The organism is Shewanella algidipiscicola (genome assembly GCF_003605125.1).
Lineage (GTDB): Bacteria > Pseudomonadota > Gammaproteobacteria > Enterobacterales > Shewanellaceae > Shewanella > Shewanella algidipiscicola.
On the sequence record NZ_QPQT01000001.1, the window covers coordinates 361,751 to 377,717 of the forward strand.

12 protein-coding genes are annotated in these 15,967 nt (G+C 48.7%); 4 read left to right on the forward strand and 8 right to left on the reverse strand.

Going from position 1 to position 15,967, the window contains the following annotated elements:
• Window positions 1–228: 228 nt before the first annotated feature.
• The 5 genes from DVO77_RS01525 to DVO77_RS01545 all read right to left on the reverse strand — a co-directional run bounded on the left by DVO77_RS01525 (window position 229) and on the right by DVO77_RS01545 (window position 6,798).
• The gene (locus DVO77_RS01525) at window positions 229–945 is read right to left on the reverse strand and encodes a BUD32 family EKC/KEOPS complex subunit (protein WP_119977011.1); all 717 of its coding nucleotides are present in this window, start codon (window positions 943–945) and stop codon (window positions 229–231) included.
• 155 nt (window positions 946–1,100) lie between these two features.
• Window positions 1,101–1,280 (reverse strand): Trm112 family protein, encoded by a 180-nt coding sequence (locus DVO77_RS01530; protein WP_110456653.1) that lies wholly within the window; start codon window positions 1,278–1,280, stop codon window positions 1,101–1,103.
• Window positions 1,270–2,307 carry a tetraacyldisaccharide 4'-kinase gene (gene lpxK / locus DVO77_RS01535; protein ID WP_119977012.1) on the reverse strand — a complete coding sequence of 346 codons (1,038 nt, stop codon included), beginning with the start codon at window positions 2,305–2,307 and terminating at the stop codon, window positions 1,270–1,272. The genes DVO77_RS01530 and lpxK overlap by 11 nt, the downstream gene beginning before the upstream one ends.
• Before the next feature lie 4 nt (window positions 2,308–2,311).
• Window positions 2,312–4,126 carry a lipid A export permease/ATP-binding protein MsbA gene (gene msbA / locus DVO77_RS01540; protein ID WP_110456655.1) on the reverse strand — a complete coding sequence of 605 codons (1,815 nt, stop codon included), beginning with the start codon at window positions 4,124–4,126 and terminating at the stop codon, window positions 2,312–2,314.
• A gap of 35 nt (window positions 4,127–4,161) precedes the next feature.
• Window positions 4,162–6,798 (reverse strand): DNA internalization-related competence protein ComEC/Rec2, encoded by a 2,637-nt coding sequence (locus DVO77_RS01545; RefSeq protein WP_119977013.1) that lies wholly within the window; start codon window positions 6,796–6,798, stop codon window positions 4,162–4,164.
• Between the two features lie 31 nt (window positions 6,799–6,829).
• Between DVO77_RS01545 and DVO77_RS01550 the strand changes: the two genes are divergently transcribed.
• Window positions 6,830–7,342 carry a DUF2062 domain-containing protein gene (locus tag DVO77_RS01550; RefSeq protein ID WP_119977014.1) on the forward strand — a complete coding sequence of 171 codons (513 nt, stop codon included), beginning with the start codon at window positions 6,830–6,832 and terminating at the stop codon, window positions 7,340–7,342.
• Between the two features lie 107 nt (window positions 7,343–7,449).
• On the opposite strand, the gene lolE is transcribed toward DVO77_RS01550, so the two are convergent.
• From lolE to DVO77_RS01565, 3 genes are read right to left on the reverse strand one after another with little or no spacing between them, the layout of a single operon-like run.
• The gene (gene lolE, locus DVO77_RS01555) at window positions 7,450–8,706 is read right to left on the reverse strand and encodes a lipoprotein-releasing ABC transporter permease subunit LolE (protein WP_119977015.1); all 1,257 of its coding nucleotides are present in this window, start codon (window positions 8,704–8,706) and stop codon (window positions 7,450–7,452) included.
• Complete coding sequence (gene lolD, locus DVO77_RS01560; RefSeq protein WP_162924122.1) at window positions 8,703–9,425, reverse strand: lipoprotein-releasing ABC transporter ATP-binding protein LolD; 723 nt, start codon at window positions 9,423–9,425, stop codon at window positions 8,703–8,705. Before lolD ends, lolE begins: the two co-directional genes overlap by 4 nt.
• A 4-nt stretch (window positions 9,426–9,429) precedes the next feature.
• On the reverse strand, window positions 9,430–10,662 hold the full coding sequence (locus DVO77_RS01565; protein ID WP_119977017.1) for a lipoprotein-releasing ABC transporter permease subunit: 1,233 nt from the start codon (window positions 10,660–10,662) through the stop codon (window positions 9,430–9,432).
• Between the two features lie 95 nt (window positions 10,663–10,757).
• Between DVO77_RS01565 and DVO77_RS01570 the strand changes: the two genes are divergently transcribed.
• The 3 genes from DVO77_RS01570 (at window position 10,758) to DVO77_RS01580 (ending at window position 15,927) form a co-directional block, all read left to right on the forward strand.
• Window positions 10,758–11,351: a hypothetical protein gene (locus tag DVO77_RS01570; protein ID WP_110456661.1), complete on the forward strand. Its 594-nt coding sequence runs from the start codon at window positions 10,758–10,760 to the stop codon at window positions 11,349–11,351.
• 78 nt (window positions 11,352–11,429) lie between these two features.
• On the forward strand, window positions 11,430–14,912 hold the full coding sequence (gene mfd / locus DVO77_RS01575) for a transcription-repair coupling factor (RefSeq protein WP_119977018.1): 3,483 nt from the start codon (window positions 11,430–11,432) through the stop codon (window positions 14,910–14,912).
• Window positions 14,905–15,927: a peptidoglycan binding protein CsiV gene (locus DVO77_RS01580; protein WP_119977019.1), complete on the forward strand. Its 1,023-nt coding sequence runs from the start codon at window positions 14,905–14,907 to the stop codon at window positions 15,925–15,927. Before mfd ends, DVO77_RS01580 begins: the two co-directional genes overlap by 8 nt.
• Window positions 15,928–15,967 lie beyond the last annotated feature (40 nt).

Genomic DNA, 15,967 nt, shown 5'->3' on the forward strand with positions numbered 1-15,967 from the left:
CCGCAACATTCAAGGGCGATGACATCATCTCGATAAGGCGAGGCAACATCATCAGTATTGCCGTATGAGCCGTTAGTCACATGAGGTGCTCACCAAGCCGTCATATGCCGCGAAACATTGTAATCCTGGCAGCGCCTTGGCGAGGTGACACCCGCTGACAATAGGGTTTTACAGCCAGTGTGATAAACAAACGGTAGATAAAGCAGATGGGATCGGTATGGCTTGATATTAGCGGCGACGAAAGGCTTTAAGCACCCAGTACATTGGCTTAAGATCCTTGCCACCTTTATAACGAAATGGCCATAAAAGTTGGCCTAGCCATTGCCAAGGCGACAGACGTTTTTGCGCATAACGCCAGCACGTTTCGCCGCCGCATTGCCGGTAATAGGCTAGTGCCGGATCAATCAGCTGATGATCGGCGCCTAAATAACGATACAGGCTATGGATATACACAAGTAGATCACGTACCTGCTGGCGCGCCATATTTTTATCTTGCTGGTTGGCTTCAAAATCGATAAAGGTGATCTTGCCATCTTGCCAACATATATCACGCAGTGCTGGGCGCCCATGGGCAAAACCGGCTTGATGCAATTGGGCTAAACCTTTAGCACTGTCTTTTAAAATCTGTAACTTTTGTTGTGGGTCATCACTATCGGCCAACAGACCGTTGACAGGCATACCGGCATCGGCGACCACGAAATAATCATCGCCAAAGCTGACCAATTCTGGCACTGGTGCGCCTTTCGCAGCTAAGCTTTGCAGTGCGCTAATTTCAAGTTGAAACGACTGTAACGGTTGTGATTTTAACCATCGCATGGCGCCAGTTAACCGCTCAGGTTGCTTCAACCAGTAAGTCTGGCCTTCAAAATTGAAACTGACTACCCGCTTACCCTTATTGTCGGCTAACACTTTATCGATAACAGCTTGTATAGCAGGTTTAGTCACACGTTGAACTCCGATTAGGCTGAGGGGGGATTATGGGCAGTCGATTAGAGAAAATCAATATATCGCCGTTTAGCTGCTGTAACTATAGGCAATGGGGACAAGATAACAGATGAGAAATAAAGCAAGCGCGCCTGTACAAGCGCGCCTGTGGCAAATTAAGCCTCGTCGGTCCACGGCTCAGCTTTATTGGCTAATAATACCGGGATCCCATCATCTATTGCATAAGCGAGACGATCAGCTTTACAGATAAGCTGCTGTTTAGCTTTATTATATTCAAGTTTGCCTTTACAAACTGGGCAGGCCACTATCTCTAAAAGTTTCTTATCAAACGCCATTTGAATTTCCTTGTTGTACTGATTTACGCTGTTGTAACTGAGCTATCAACTGCTGTTCAAACTGTGGAGCTATCTTGGCATCTACTGGCAGATACCACCAGTTTTGCTTTGCAAATTCGCGACATTTAACCGCATCTTTCTCTGTCATCAAGACCTGTGCACCACAGGCAATGGCATCGATATCGGCTAAGGTCAACGGGTGGTGATCATCAAATGCATGTTGCTTTTGCGTCGTGATCCCCAGCTGGTTTAGAGTATTAAAAAAACGCTGAGGATTGCCAATGCCAGCAATGGCGACCGCCTGTGGTTCAACACTAAATACCGCTGCCGATAAGCCATCACCCTGTGGGGGCTTAACTGGTTGCCACTGAGCTGCATGCAGTTGCATTAACCATTCACCCTCTTGGCACTCATCACCATTAACTAAAGTAAAGTCAACCGCCTGCTGACGCCAGCGCCCTTCTCGCAGCGGGCCTGCGGGTAACAGATAGCCATTACCGAAACGGCGCTCGCCATCGAGAATCAGCAGTTCAATGTCTCGGGCCAGCGCATAGTGCTGTAGGCCATCATCGGAGATGATGATATCAACATCATGTGCTTGTAGCAGGGCATGACAGGCTTCAACTCGCTTGGCTCCAATTACCATAGGTACTTGGGTTCGCGCCACTATCATCGCGGGCTCGTCACCAACTTCTCGGGCGGGCATGCCCGGTAATACCGACTTAACGCCGTTAAAGTCCACGCCGTAACCACGACTCACCACACCGGGACGATAGCCGTGACGCCGTAGCAGCTCAATTAAATAGATAACGGTAGGCGTTTTGCCACTGCCACCGACGGTGATATTGCCCACTACGATAACCGGTACTGGCATCTGAGTCGCTGACTTGATGCCAACTCGAAACAACAGCCGCCGAGTGGCCGTCACCAGATAAAACAACCCACAAAGTGGCAGCAAGGCTAAGGCAAGCAGTCGATAACCCACACTTGCCTTGGCGTACCAGAGACGATTAACAAAACCTTGCATTGACTTAGCTACTAAATTGCATTTGGTACAGGTTGTAATAGATGCCTTGTTTTTCCAGTAGCTCCGCATGTGAGCCACGCTCAACCACGCGGCCTTGATCTATGACTAAGATTTGGTCGGCATTCTCAATTGTCGATAATCGATGGGCTATCACAATCGAGGTGCGATTCTGCCTTAGATTATCTAAGCCCCCCTGAATCGCTTTTTCCGATTCGGTATCTAACGCCGAGGTGGCTTCATCTAAGATCAATAACGGCGCATCACGTAATATGGCTCGGGCAATGGCGATACGTTGACGTTGACCCCCCGATAACATCACCCCATTTTCACCCACTTGAGTGTAAATACCCTCAGGCAGATCGGCGATAAACTCATACGCATTGGCCAATTTAGCCGCTTCAATGATTTTTTCTTCGGTCACTTCACCCGGATAGGCATAGGCGATGTTGGCTGCTATGGTGTCATTGATCAAGGTCACTTGTTGTGACACGAGCGCCACTTGGTTGCGCAATGACGCCAACTTGTAGTCTCGTAAGCTGATATCGTCCAGAGTGATATCGCCCGACTCTAGATCGGAATAGAAACGGGTGATCAAACTAGCAATAGTGGATTTACCCGATCCCGAACGCCCAACCAAGGCCAAAGTTTCGCCAGGGTTAACACTAAAATCCACGCCATTAAGCGCCAAGTTTTCTTGGTTATTATAACGAAAACAGACGTTATCAAAGCGTAAACGGCCTTCAACGCGATCGGTTTCATAGGTACCAGTGTCGACTTCCGCTGGCGTATCTAAAATTTCAAAAATGGTGCTACAAGCAGCAATACCACGCTGAAACTCGGCGTTCACGCGAGTTAAGCTCTTAATCGGTTGTAGCATCGCCATCATGGCGGCCAATATGGTGGCAAACGTACCCGCGGTAAGGTCGGCCTTCATACTGTCAAGGCTTGACGCATAGAGCACAAATGCCAATGCAAATGAACCTATTACCATCACCAAAGGTTGGCTAATCGCTTGCGCTAGGGCCAGCTTCATGGTGCGTGAGCGGTTTTCGTTATTCACCTGAGCAAAACGTGCAGATTCCGTTTTTTGTCCACCGAAGACCAGCACGTTTTTATGACCTTTGATCATCTGTTCGGTCACAGAGGTAACGCCTCCCATGGCCGTTTGGATCTGCTTAGATACCTTACGAAACTTACGGCTGACGACAGTGATCACAACGCCAATCAAGGGGCCGACAATCAGAATACACAGGGATAATTTCCACGAGTTATAAAACATCACCCCAAGCATACCTATAACCGTAATACCGTCACGCACTATGGTGATCAGCGCACTGCCTGAAGCTCTGGCGATCTGCTCGGTATCATAGGTGACTCTGGAGATCAGATTGCCACTGCTTTCAGAATCGATATAGCCCACAGGCAGCTTAAGATAATGTTCGAATACCTGCTGGCGCATATCCATTATCATGCGCGCACTAATATAAGAGATGCCATAAGTGGATAAGAAGTTCGCTAATCCCCGCAGGGTAAATAAGCCAACCACCACAAAGGGAGCTATTTTTAGCACATCATTATCGGAATTAAAGCCACCACTTAAGCCCATATCAACGCCGTTGACTATGCTTGGTGTGCTTGGCACATTGCTAGCAAATCCTTGATCGATAAACGGGGTGATCGAATAGATAAACGTTGCGTCTACAAGGCCGTATAACACTAGGCCAACGATAGACAAAAATAGCACCCCTTTAAGGGGGACAAGATAAGTCAGCAACCTGAAAAAAACAGTGCTCACTTCACTTTTAGAAGAGTTTGTCATTCACGATTCTATATGTTGGTGCAAAGAAACACATTCTACTCTGTATTGAGCATCTGACCAAATTCAAACGTTCTATTATACCAAAACGGTGCAAAATCATACCGATAGCCTTTTATTTTCACATCATCTTGGTCAAAAATCACGCTGAGCTGGCCGTTATGTCCCACAGCGTATTGCTCAACCTCGGCCATTTGATAGCGCTCAATCACTTTTACTTTAGGAAATCCATAACGATTATTCAGGCCCGCCGCATACAGCACAACGGCGGGTGATACGGCTCGGATAAACGCCTCGCTCGACGAGGTGTTACTGCCATGATGAGGGGCGACTAAGATACTGCTGCGCAGTCCGCCATGAAACCTGCCGCTCGCTGGGTCCTTAGATGCATCATCAAAGCCGTTGCCGTTATTAACGTCATGTTTAACACTATTAGTAACATCATCACTCACACCATCGCCGCGCGATGCCGTGCCTTGGCTGATATCCGCCATAAGCAAGCCCTGCCTCTTGGCTCGTTCAATTAATTGCTGCTCGGCTTCAACTTCAATATCGCCAGGTAACAATACTTGATGTCTATCGTCACCAATACGCACGATACAGGAGCCATTGTTGCCTTGCTGGGGTTGCTGTGGTCCAAGCAGCGTAATCACCAGCCCTTGCCAATGCCAACGTTGAGGACGACAAGCAATCGCACCAGGATGATCAAGATCAGTTACCACCTGAGTGTGCGCATACATGGATATCAGCACATCGGCACCACCGGCATGATCGTTATCGCCGTGGCTCAGAAACAGAAAATCCACCTCCGTTATCCCCTGCCGTTGCAGAAAAGGAATAACCGTGTATTTAGCGTAACTAAATTGACTGCCAAAGGCGGCGCCAGTGTCATACACCACTGCGCGGCCCTGTTTAATCACCACCGCACTTAAGCCTTGGCCCACATCGAGTAAATGCAGCGCCCATCGCTTGTCATATTGAGCCAACCGGGGAGTGAGCAGCAATAATAAACTGGGCAATAATAAGATACCCACCACAATCACTGCACTTACCGAAAGCTTGGCATCGCTGACGCGAGCCACCTTAGTGGTTGAATTACCCCAAGCCGAACCATCAGATTCAGCTCCCTTTAAGGGCACCGGATGTACGCGGCCATTTAAAAAAGCGTGCATTGTTAGCGCAGGAATGATGCTTGCATATAACAGCCGCAGCAAAAAACCCCCTAATAAGGCAAATATCAGTGCTACCGCGACATTAGCTGGCAAGGCTACCCAGTTTAGAGGCAATGAGCCTAACAGAGAGAAACTCGCCGTGAGTGGCATGATGGCACTATCTAACAAGCTGAGCAGTGGCGCCATGCTCAAGCTGCTTAAACCTATGCTGCTTAGCATAAGGTCGGCCAAGCCCCACATCAGCATCACAGCAAAGGTTAAGGGGATCACCACCACACTAAACCAAGGCACAAACACTAAGTTAAAGATCAATGAATAGGGTGCAATACCGCCAAACAGCAAGCCTTGCAATAGGCCAAGCAACAGACTTAGACGCCACTGAATTGACCAGAGTTGAACCAGCTTTTGCCAAAGCCCTTGCCTATAACCTCGCCAGCCACCCGTTTCATGCTCATCAATGCGACTCCCCCTCTTCTGCTGACGGTGAGCAAACCACAAAATAATCGCCAGCGCGCCAAAAGAGAGCCAAAATCCGGCGCTCATAATGCTTAAAGGATCGAGTACTAATACAATAAACAGCGCCCACAACAAACGCTCAAACGGGGCTGAAAAACGGCGCAGCATTCCTAGCGCTATCACTAACAGCAGCATAGTTAAGGCGCGCTGGGTCGGTAGGGCAAATCCCGCCAAATAGGCGTAAAAGCTGCACATTACCAAAGCGATGATGCCTGCTAAATGCCAATTAGTCATTGAGGGCGTAAGGCGCCAACGATTGAGCGCATAACGCGCGAGCCCCACACACCACAGCGCCAGCACAGACAGATGCAAGCCTGAAATAGAAATAAGGTGCCCGGTACCGCTTTGGCGCAGCCCTTGCCAGTGCGCTTCACTTACCTGCTGTTTATCCCCGAGCATCAAGGCTAACATCAAGTCACCATTGGCTAAATGGCTCACCTGCTGACGCAGTCGCTCAATCAGTTTAAAGCGTAAACCACTGGCACTGCGTAATTGCTGCGCCGCAACCACCTTACCTTTACCTATAATATGATGACCAAGGTAATAACGCTGGCGGTTAAAGCCCCCTTGATTCAGTGGGCTAGAAATCGACTTAGGCTTGAGGGTGAGTAACCACTCCTCGCCTAGGCTTACAGGGTGGGAGACTTGCCACTCTAAACGCATAAATTTATTAAAAAAGAGATAAGAATTATCGTCTAACACGCGAATATCGACACTTATCTGGTCGCTGTTTCGCTGAACTAGTGATATGATTTCCGCCCTCACTGAGATCGTGGCATCATCATTACTCGTTTCCAACGCTAATAACTGATGGCTAAACAAACTTACCCAAGCGAGTGCAAACACACCGCCTGCCAAGAGTTTTGACCAGCGAATGATAACAATAGCGGCCGCTACACAGCACCAAGCTTGGGTTGTTGTCAGTAGAGAGGGCCAGAGAAGTGCCGTGATGACAGTGGCACAGTAACCGAACATAAATGGATTCATATTGAATCATTTAAGACTGCAAACCTAAGCTATGCCAAAAAAAATCATCGAAAGATTTATGCCAAAACCAGAAACACTGCGAAATCATAAACACTTGCAGATGTTTGGGAAGTTGTTGCATAAACCCAATTTATGGGCGCTTAATCGTCGCTCGGCGCCAATGGCATTTGCCGTAGGTCTGTTTGTCGCGTGGATCCCTATGCCGTTTCAAATGGTATTCGCGGCGGCGTTAGCCATCATATTTAATTGTAATCTGCCCATCGCCGTAGCCTTAGTCTGGGTGACAAACCCCGTTACCATGCCCTTTATGTTTTACGCCGCCTATCTTTTTGGTGCCAAATTACTCAGCCATCCGCCACAAGAGTTTACCTTTCAAGCCAGCTGGCAATGGATTGAAGCCTCGCTTTCAACCATAGGCCCGCCCTTTCTGCTGGGATGCTTGGCATTTGCGATCATTTTTGCCACCGTAGGGTACTTTGTGGTTCACAACTTGTGGAAATACTCGATTTTATTCAAGTGGAAGCGAAAGAAACGACAGTATTGAGCGATAAGCATGGTCAACCGTAGCAGACTCAGCACCTGCAAAAAATAAGGCATTGGCACTTAATTGCACCAATGCCTTTGTTTTATCTCTACATGTTGACCTTAAACTCAACGTCCAGCAAGAGCCTGCGCTGGGTGAATACGACTGGCTTTCCACGCGGGATACAGGGTCGAAATAAGGCTCATCACCAAGGCTAAAGCGATCACCATCGCCACGTCTGACCAATACAGCTGCGAGGGTAAAAAATCAATAAAATAGATATCGGCTGACAGCAGTTGTATGCCTAAGAGTTGCTCAATGCTGCTGGCAATCATGCTTAAATTCAGTGCGATAGTGACGCCTAGCCCCCCACCAATGAGGCAGCCAAGCATGCCATTTAACGCCCCTTGCACAATAAATATCCCCATTACCGTGGCTTTAGCCATACCCATGGTCAGCAAAATGGCAATTTCAGACTGTTTATCGCGCACCGCCATCACCAAGGTCGAGACGATATTAAAACAGGCCACCGCGATCACTAAGGCAAGCACTAAATACATTATAGCTCTAACCAACTGAATATCTTGATAAAGATGCCCTTGGGTTCGGGTCCAGTCGGAAAGGTACATATATTGTTGCTGGCTATAACCAAGGCTGCGGATCAAACTAGGCGCGGCAAATACGTCATCCACTTTAATGCGCACGCCACTCACCCCGTCAGCAAGCCCTAAAATGGTCGCACCATATTGCAGCGGTATATAGGCGGTGGTCAGGTCTAATTCACCGCCAATTTCAAAAATGCCCGACACCACAAATCGATGGTTTTTAGCCGCGCCAATGCGTTTAGTCTCATTTGATTTCGCACTCAAATTAGGGGTGTAAAGGCTTAAACTATCACCGACTTGCAGCGATAAACTGTCGGCAAGCCCGCGGCCCAGCACAATATTATTACCCGTTTGTTGCAGTGACTGCCAACTTTGTGGGCTCATATAGTGGGCAATATTAGACACCTTGGACTCAAGGCTCGGCTCGATACCGATAACGGTGAGCCCTTGGAATCCGCCCGGCTTTTGGATTAAACCTTGTAAACGCACAAAAGGCGCAGTGGCAACAATCCCGGCGATTTGCTGCGCATCTTTGGCTATTTGTGGCCAATCACGAATAGGCTCATTGACTCCGGTCAGCTCACCATGGGGCACGACGCCCAGCAGGCGTTGTTCTAATTCACGTTCAAAGCCATTCATTGCCGACAACACAATGATCAATACCGCCACCCCTAAGGCGATGCCAGCTGTTGAGGCAAAAGAGATAAAACTGATAAACCGATTCGATTGACGCGCACGGTAAAACCGCCAACCAACCCACAAGGAGAGCATCTGACTCATGAGTTCTCCACACTTAATGGCTGACTTTGCTCATAAAGTATGCCATCTTGCATTTGCAATTGCCTGTCCATACGTTCAGCCAGTTTAGGATCGTGAGTCACCACCACAAATGCGGTCCCAAACTGACTACCCAGCTCGCGTATAAGTTGGTAGACAGCCTCTCCGCTGGCCGCATCTAGGTTACCCGTGGGCTCATCGGCTAATACTAATTTGGGTTGATTAATCAAGGCGCGTGCGATGGCGGTGCGTTGCCGCTCACCACCTGACATTTCGCTGGGAGTGTGTTGCAATCGATGACTTAAGCCGACTCGTTCCAGCAATGCCTTAGCTTGCTGCTCGACCTCTTGACGGGGTCGTCCCTGAATCAGTCCCGGCATCGCCACGTTCTCTAACGCGGTAAACTCAGGCAGCAGATGATGAAACTGATAGATAAAACCTAAATCTTGATTACGCACCTTAGCTTGGCGCGCCGCCGAAAGCCGATATAAATCTTCGCCAAGCAGGGTCACTGTACCGCTACTGGGTTGATCTAACGTGCCCATGATATGCAGCAAGGTACTCTTGCCCGAGCCCGATGTGCCCACAATGGCGAGCTGCTCACCGCGATACACATCGAGATTAACACCTTGCAGCACTTGGGTGTCAATACTGCCTTCATGGTAGCGTTTACTGACATTGTTAACTTGTAACAATAAGCTCTTGTCTTGCTGTTGTGTCATATTACTATTCATACCTTAATGCGCTGGCGGGTTGAACATTGGCCGCGCGTAATGCTGGATAAACCGTGGCTAAAAAGGTGATTAACAAGGTGCCAATCACAATCGCACTCAACTGCGATAGAGCTAACTGCACTGGCAACGACTGCCCTGCCCCTAAGATGGAGATGCCTAAACTCGACATAATGCTATTAAGGTTGAGGGTGATAAGTACCCCCAATAATACCCCGCCCACTAAGCCTAATATCGCATTGAGCGAGCCTTGGATCATAAAAATGCCCATCACGCTGGCGGTGGGTAACCCTTGGGTTTTTAGCACGGCTACATCGGTGGTTTTATCAACCACCATCATCACTAAAGCCGACACGATATTAAACGCCGCGACCGCGATGATAAGGCTAAGCATTAACGACATCATATTTTTTTCCATCTTCACCGCCGAAAACAGGTGGCCATAATTATCGCGCCAATCTGAGGTGGTGACGCTAACCCCCTCCTCGGCAAAAGCGGCCACCACTTGAGGTTGAAGAGTCGAAGCGTTAAACGGGTCACGCAGATATAACCTTAACTGTTTGATCTCTCCAGCTTGTTGACGCATCACGCGCTGGGCATCGTCATGGTGTACATAGGCCAAATTAGCATCGACTTGCGAGCCCATCTCAAACACGCCTGCCACATAAAAATGACGTTGGCTTGGCACAGGTCCTAAGGGAGAATAGACCACGCCATCACCACTGAGCACCCTGACTTTATCACCTGGAGAAACGCTTAAACGGCGAGCCAATTCGGCGCCCAGCACGATTTGGTAATCGCCTGGCGTTAATACCGCTAATGAACGATGAAAACGGGGGTTCATCAGGGCCACGTTTTGTTGTTCTATTTCGGGGTAGATGCCATAGATTTGCACCGCGCTGATGTTGCTCGGCGACTGCAACATCGCCTGAGTCGAGATACTGGGGCTCACCGCGACCACATCATCCAGTTGCATGAGCTTAGCCGCAACCTGTTGCCACTGCGCCATATCCTGTTCGCTATACACGGTTAACTGCGGCACTGCGCCTAAAATACGCTGTTTTAATTGGCCTTCGAGGCCGTTCATCACAGAGCTGACAATGATCAGCGCTGCCACACCAAGTACAATGCCTGACACGGCAAAAAGGGTAATAAAGGAGGCGAAGGAGTTGGCTTTGCGTGCACGCCAATATCGGTAACCTATGGTCCAAGATAACGCTAAATTCATGTTTCGCTGGGTCTCTTTGCTCAGGAGCCTTGATAAATCATTGAGATGCGCACGATAATAGGGGTAATAGCACTATAAAAACAAGAGGCAATCCTGTGAACACCGACTCAAACTCCTTTTTTAGCGTCAAGCACAGGTTTTCGGTATACCTGTCGGCGTGGCCAGAGGATCAGCCTCTTCCCTCTGAAAGCCAGCTCAAAGCGATGTTGCCCCTAGGGCTGCAACTTATCAGCGAAGTAAAAGCCATGGAAGCAGGCTGTTTATTACAGCTGAGAAATCTCGATGACGACGCCCGTACCGTGGTCGAATACTTAAAGCTGCAATCGCGTAAAATCGATTTAGTATTGCAACATGTGCTTGAACAACAAACCTATGAAGGTGATAAATGCCTTGGAGAGTGTTTTGGCGGCAGTGGCATTCGGGTCATCAGTGATCAGCCTTTACTTGTGGGGCGTCAATATAGGGTCACGCTACACATAAAAGAGGCATTGATTTCGATGTTGTGCATGGCGCAATGCACCGCTTGCGCCCCCATTGCCGGCAATGATGACCAAGATAACGGCTTTCTCTGTGACTTAAGCTTTAGCCAAATCCTCGATGAAGATATTGAACAATTGGTCAAAGCCAGCCTTAATGTGCAACAAAAACAGTTACAACAACGGAAAAAAGACAATCAAACCGCCCCCTAGTTTTCACTGGCACTAGCGAGACTAAGCCTCTACAATGTCGGGCATCTTTGTCGATTTTTGGCCACTAGTCTCATCCCAATGAATGCTTTTTCAGTCTTAACGCCCCCGAAAGTCAAAGGGGTTAAAACGCCGCAAACACTGAGCCACTTGCATGGCGCCGCTCAGGCCATCACACTCGCCAATATTTGTGATGCCCATGATGGCTTAACCTTAGTGGTCACTCACGATACGCCCAGCGCCTTGCAACTCGACACTGAGCTTCACTATTTACTGGGCGCGAAATCGATACCTGTGTTGCTGTTTCCCGACCGCGAAACCTTGCCTTACGACAGCTTTTCACCCCATCAAGATTTGGTTTCCCAACGCCTAGAAACGCTGTCACGTATACCCAGCGCGAAGAAGAGTGTGGTGATTGTGCCTATTAGCACCCTGATGGTGCGATTACCGCCGCAGTCGTTTTTAACCGGTAACGTGCTATTGCTCAATAAAGGCGATACGTATCAGCTGCAACAGGTGCGTCAACAGTTGGTAAACACTGGCTATCAACTGGTCGAGCAGGTCTACGAACACGGCGAATTTGCAGTGCGCGGCTCTATTATCGATATCTTCCCTATGGGATCGAACCACCCTTACCGTATCGAACTGTTTGATGACGAAGTGGAGTCAATTCGCCAATTTGACCCAGAGACCCAACGCTCCAGCGGTGAAATTGACGCCATTCGACTATTACCAGCCAAAGAGTTCCCCACCGACGATGCCGCTATAGAAGGGTTTCGTCAGCGCTATCGCCGTCAATTTGAGGTCGTGGTTAAAGAGCCCGAATCGGTTTACCAAATGGTCAGCCGAAAAGTGATGCCCGCAGGCATTGAAAGCTATTTACCGCTATTTTTCGATGAAACGGCCACGCTGTTTGATTATCTGCCAGAGCATACTCAATTAGTGGGCATTGGTGACTTAGATACCGCCGCCAAGAGCCATTTAAATGAGGTAAGCCAGCGCTATGAAAATCGCCGTGTCGATCCTTTAAGGCCACTGCTGCCGCCTAAAGACTTATACCTGTTAACAGAGCAAGTTTTTGAAGCCTTCAAACGTCTGCCCCGCATTTTATGTAAAGGCTCTGATTATCAAGGCACCAGTATTGCTGCCAAGGTTGAAGCCTTACCCGATATCGCCTCCAACCATAAATTAAAGCAACCACTGTTGGCGCTGCAGCAATATGTGCAATCGGGTATGCCGATATTGTTTTGCGCCGAATCTGAAGGACGCCGAGAAGCCTTACTTGAACTGCTGGCCAAAATAAGCATCAAGCCCACGCTGTTTGAGCACTTTTATGAATATGTCAACCAACCCGTTGCCTTTGGCTTGATTGTCTCGCCCTTGTCTCAGGGCGCGATTATTAGCGGCAAAAATGATAAACGCTGGGCATTGGTATGCGAAACCGAGCTGTTTGGCCAACGGATTTCACAGCAACGCCGCCGCGATAAACAGCGCCAAATTAGCAGCGATGCACTGATTAAAGATTTAGCCGAACTCAAAGTTGGCCAACCCATAGTGCACTTAGATCATGGTGTGGCCTTGTATCAAGGCCTCGAAACCTTAGATACCGGCGGCTTGGTTGCAGAGTACCTAAAGCTGGAATATGCGGGTGGCGATAAACTTTATGTGCCTGTGGCGTCACTCAATCTGATTAGCCGCTACAGCGTCGGCCCCGATGATGAGGCTCACCTTAATAAGCTGGGTAACGAAAGCTGGACCAAGGCAAAACGCAAGGCTATCGAAAAAATCCGCGATGTGGCCGCCGAGCTATTAGATGTTTACGCCAGACGCCAAGCTAGACCCGGCACCGCCTGTAAACTCGACAAAGAAGAGTATGCGCAGTTTGCTGGCAGTTTTCCGTTTGAGGAGACCGTCGACCAAGAAACGGCTATCGAAGCGGTACTCAACGATATGTGCTCGCCTATCGCCATGGACCGCTTAGTGTGTGGTGATGTTGGCTTTGGTAAAACCGAAGTGGCCATGCGCGCCGCCTTTGTCGCCGTAAATGACAACAAGCAGGTCGCCATACTGGTGCCTACCACCTTGCTTGCCCAGCAACATTACGAAAACTTTAAAGACAGGTTTGCCGATTGGCCGATTAAAATTGAAGTACTATCGCGCTTTAAAACGGCCAAAGAGCAACAGGCCATTCTCGAGCAACTCAGCAATGGTCAAGTGGATATCGTTATTGGCACCCATAAGTTGCTGCAAACTGACGCGAAATTTGACAATTTAGGCCTGCTCATCATCGATGAGGAGCACCGTTTTGGTGTAAGACAAAAAGAAAAAATCAAAGCTCTTAGGGCTAATATCGATATTCTTACTCTGACCGCTACGCCCATCCCCCGCACCTTGAATATGGCCATGTCGGGCATGCGAGATCTGTCTATTATCGCCACCCCACCAGCTAAGCGCTTAGCAGTAAAAACCTTTGTGCGTGAATACGATGAAGCCACTGTGCGCGAAGCGCTACTGCGTGAGATCTTGCGTGGGGGTCAGGTCTATTTTCTGCATAACAATGTCGAGACGATTGAAAAGCGCGCGCGAGAATTAGAACTCCTGCTGCCAGAGGCCCGGGTGATCACCGCCCATGGTCAGATGCGCGAGCGTGAACTCGAAAAAGTCATGTCTGACTTTTATCACCAAAAATACAACGTGTTAGTGTGCACCACGATTATCGAAACCGGTATCGATGTGCCCAGTGCGAACACCATTGTGATTGAGCGCGCCGATCATTTTGGCTTGGCGCAATTGCATCAACTGCGTGGCCGCGTGGGGCGTTCGCACCATCAAGCCTATGCTTATTTGATGACACCGCACCCCAAACGCATGACCAAAGATGCCAGAAAACGGCTTGAAGCCATTGGTGCACTGGAAGATCTCGGCGCAGGCTTTATGCTCGCCACCCAAGACTTAGAGATCCGCGGCGCTGGAGAACTACTGGGCGATGAACAGAGCGGCCACATCTCTAAAATTGGCTTTACCCTCTACATGGAAATGTTAGAAGATGCCGTCAAGTCGCTTAAAGAGGGCAAAGAGCCGTCATTAGAGCAGATGCTTAGAGGCCAATGTGAAGTCGACCTGCGCATACCAGCCCTGCTGCCTGAAGATTATGTGCATGATGTCAATATTCGCTTATCGCTGTATAAGCGTATTGCCAACTGCAGTAATGAAAACGCCCTCGATGAGTTAAAAGTGGAACTGATCGACCGCTTTGGTCTATTACCACAGTCCGCCAAAAACTTACTCGAATTAACCCTTTATAAACATCAAGCCACGGCTCTTGGTATCGCAAAAATCGAGATGCACGCCAAAGGCGGCAGCCTTGAATTTAGAGACGATCATATTGTTGATCCCGGCTTTATCATCGGTCTGCTGCAAAGCCAGCCACAAAATTATCGTATGGATGGACCAAGTAAGTTAAAATTCATCATGCCTACAGAAACCGATAAAGAGCGATTAGCCTTACTTTCATTGCTGATCTCGCAACTGATGCAACACCGCCTTGGAGAACCACGTGCTTAAACAAAGTCTATTATTGGTCACCACACTGCTCACCCTTTCCAGTTCAGTATTGGCCGCCGATGAGCGCTGGTTTGAAGTGGAGATTTATCTATTTGAGCGCCAAGGCACGCCATTTGAAGAGATGGTAAAAAACCCCGCCAATATCAATAAACGTGCGCCTATAGATATGATAACGCCACTGTTTAGCACTGATATTACTGGGGCGAGTCTTGGGCTTGAAGGCTGCAGCGCCCAAGAGTGGATCGACGATGCCAATAGATGCGATCAGCAACTTAAATCGAACCAAGTCAGTCATCCTAGTCGCATCCCGATGACGGTCGCCGCCAGCACTCCTCAATATGCCAAAGTCGGCCAGTCGACGGTGTTATTGGCGCAATCTCAGGCACAATTTGGCGACATCATCAAGAAACTCAATCGAGAGTCAGGCCATCGCGGCTTACTGCACATGACATGGCAACAGTCGATGCTGCCACGCCATTTAGCCACTCCTGTACGCTTGTTTGCTGGTGAAGACTTTTCTGGCCGTTATGACCCCGATGGTATGTCGATATCTCAGCAGATAACACCAAGTGAGATCCCTGAATTCAATTTCGAACTTGGCCTCAACCCAACCACCACGCCTGCACCATTGTGGCAGCTCGATGGGAAGATCAATATCTATCTTAACCATTACTTATATGTCGAAACCGCGCTAACGCTTCGCGAAGAAGGTACCAAAGTATTGCCAGCACAAACCACTGACGGCCTGCCCGCCCATAACGCTGAGGCTAAAGTACCCTATCTCTTTAAGATCTGGATGGCGCAAAATAGACGTGTTAAAAGTGATGAAATTCATTATTTTGATCACCCGAATATGGGCATTATTTTACAAATCAGAAAAATGACTCACCCGAGCGAGATCAGCGCTGATACCTTAAAACAGATGGGGGTAACGCTCGATACCACCTCGCCAACGCCTGCAACAGATAGCCTAGAACAAGCAGGTAACACGGCTCATCAGACTTTATCGTATTAAGGTATGATTGATAGATAACGCTAGTGGTTAGCGTTATCTA